Genomic DNA, 2403 nt, shown 5'->3' with positions numbered 1-2403 from the left:
CTAAGTGTCCATTAAAACAAGTGGACACTTAGAGGCGGGTTTATGGGTAAGCGACGGAAGCGTCGAAGCTGGTCGGATGACGAGAAGCGGGAGATTTGTCAGCAGACGACGGTGCCAGGTGTTTCAGTAGCACAGGTTGCGCGCAGATATGCGATGAACGCAAACATGATCCATACTTGGCTGAAGGACCCGCGTTTTGCTCCTGAGGCGGAGGTGCCAGAACTGGAAGCAACGTTTCTCCCGGTTGAGATCGAAGTCGATGTTGACCGAGAACCATCGCCAATCGACGTGCCAATACCGCCTCGATCAGGACATTTATCCGCAAGCCGGGTTGATATCACTTTGTCCGATGGGCGGCGCATTCTGGTCGAAGGACCGACGGCGTTGTCTGCTGTCGTCAGCCTTGTGCAGGGTCTGGCGGTTTGATCCCCGTCCCCAGCAACACGCGCGTCTGGTTGGCAGCGGGTGTCACCGACATGCGGCGCGGGTTCAACACGTTGGCTGCACAGGCTGAGAAGGTTTTGGAGCTTGATCCTTACTCCGGCCACCTGTTCGTGTTTCGGGGGCGGCGCGGCGATCTGTTGAAGATCATCTGGTGGGACGCGCAGGGCGCGTGTCTGTTCAGCAAGCGGCTGGAGAAAGGTCGGTTTGTTTGGCCTGCTGCGAAGGACGGCAAGATCAATGTGACACCCGCACAGCTTTCGATGTTGCTTGAAGGAATCGACTGGCGCATGCCGCAAAAGACCTGGCGTCCCCTGCAGGTCGGTTAGACCAATAAATACAATCCCTTGAACGGTTTCGGGATTCACGTTTTGTCCCTGATCCGGTATAGGATCGGCGATGCTCAAAGACCTCGATATCACGCCTGATGACCCGGCAGAACTGCGGGCCGTGAACCGGCTTCTGGCGGATGAGGTCAAGTCGCAGGCTCTGCTGATCGAGAAGCTCAAACATCAACTGGCAGGACAAAACCGCCACAGGTTCGGTGTGCGCTCCGAGAGCCTTGATCAGCTCAACCTCACCTTCGCAGAAGATGAGGCTATTGCCGAGGCCGTGGAAGAACAGGCCAAGCCTGAGACGCCAACCGCTGAAGCTAAAGCCCCGCGCCAGCACAGCCGCAAGCCGCTGCCGGATCATCTGGACAGGCATGACGAGGTTCTGTCCCCGGGTGAGGACTGCACGCGCTGCGGCGGTAGGCTGAAGACCCTCGGCGAGGACGTCACCGAGGAACTGGAATACGTGCCCGGGCGCTTCATCGTGAACCGCATCGTCCGGCCCCGCAAAGCCTGTTCAAGCTGCGACGCGATTGTCCAATCGCCGCTACCGTCGCGCCCCATTGAGCGCGGCAGACCCGGCCCCGGCCTTTTGGCGCATGTTCTGGTCAGCAAATACGCTGATCACTTGCCGCTCTATCGCCAAAGCCAAATCTATGCCCGTGAAGGCATCGACCTGGACCGCTCGACCATGGCCGACTGGGTAGGCCGGTCAACGGCATTGCTGGAACCACTCGCCGATGAGATCGGCCGTATCGTCCGGCGCGGTGATGCGCTGTTTGCCGACGACACTCCGGTCAAGATGCAAGCGCCGGGCAATAAAAAGACCAAAACGGCACGGGTTTGGACCTATGTGCGCGATGAACGCCCCTGGTCGGGATCATCGCCGCCTTGCGCTTGGTATCAGTTCACCGTTGATCGAAAGGGCGAACATCCCGTCAGTCACCTCGCAGGATACACGGGGCGGGTCCATGCCGACGGTTATTCCGGCTTCAACGGGCTGTTTGGCGACGATAAAGCCGACGAGATGGCCTGCATGGCGCATGTCCGGCGCAAGTTCGTGGATGTCTTTGCCTCCCAGGGCAATGCCATTGCCGAGGAAGCCATCCGGCGGATCGCCGAGCTCTACGCCGTAGAGAAAGACGCGCGGAGCAAATCGCCCGACGCCCGTGTCGCGCTGCGGCAGTCACGCGCTAAACCCATCTTCGACAATCTAGAAGCCTGGCTGCACGCACAATTGCCCAAAATCTCGGGCAAGTCGCCATTGGCGCAGGCCATCCGCTACGCCCTTGGCCGGATGCCAAAGGCGCGGCCATATTTGCAAAACGGCCGCTTGGAGTTGGATAACAACACAGCCGAGCGCGCCGTCAAACCCGTCGCCATCGGTCGGAAGAACTGGATGTTTGCAGGTTCAGAAGGGGGCGGCAAAGCCATGGCAATTGCCTTCACTCTCATCGAGACCGCCAAGCTCAACGACGTCGATCCGCAAGCCTGGCTCACATGGGTCCTCGCCCAGATCGCCGACCACAAGATCACCCGCCTCGGCGAGCTCCTCCCCTGGCGTTACGCTGCCCAAGCAGCGTAACAGACACCGCCCTGGCCAAACAGGCCGAGTTCAACGGACGGGCAC

At 59.8% G+C, this 2403-nt stretch carries 3 protein-coding genes; all 3 read left to right on the top strand.

Annotated features, from left to right (window positions below):
• Nucleotides 1–42: 42 nt before the first annotated feature.
• The 3 genes from Q1A75_RS23720 to Q1A75_RS23710 all read left to right on the top strand — a co-directional run bounded on the left by Q1A75_RS23720 (nucleotide 43) and on the right by Q1A75_RS23710 (nucleotide 2358).
• A complete protein-coding gene (locus Q1A75_RS23720; RefSeq protein ID WP_299593492.1) occupies nucleotides 43–426 on the top strand; it encodes a transposase in 384 nt (127 codons plus the stop codon).
• Nucleotides 423–770: an IS66 family insertion sequence element accessory protein TnpB gene (gene tnpB, locus Q1A75_RS23715; RefSeq protein ID WP_299593489.1), complete on the top strand. Its 348-nt coding sequence runs from the start codon at nucleotides 423–425 to the stop codon at nucleotides 768–770. The genes Q1A75_RS23720 and tnpB overlap by 4 nt, the downstream gene beginning before the upstream one ends.
• A 70-nt stretch (nucleotides 771–840) precedes the next feature.
• A complete protein-coding gene (locus Q1A75_RS23710; protein WP_299593486.1) occupies nucleotides 841–2358 on the top strand; it encodes an IS66 family transposase in 1518 nt (505 codons plus the stop codon).
• Nucleotides 2359–2403: the final 45 nt, after the last annotated feature.

Source organism: uncultured Tateyamaria sp. (assembly GCF_947504105.1).
Classification (GTDB): Bacteria; Pseudomonadota; Alphaproteobacteria; order Rhodobacterales; family Rhodobacteraceae; genus Tateyamaria.
Note: the sequence above shows the minus strand (reverse complement) of the source record. Positions and strands in the feature narration are given on the sequence as shown.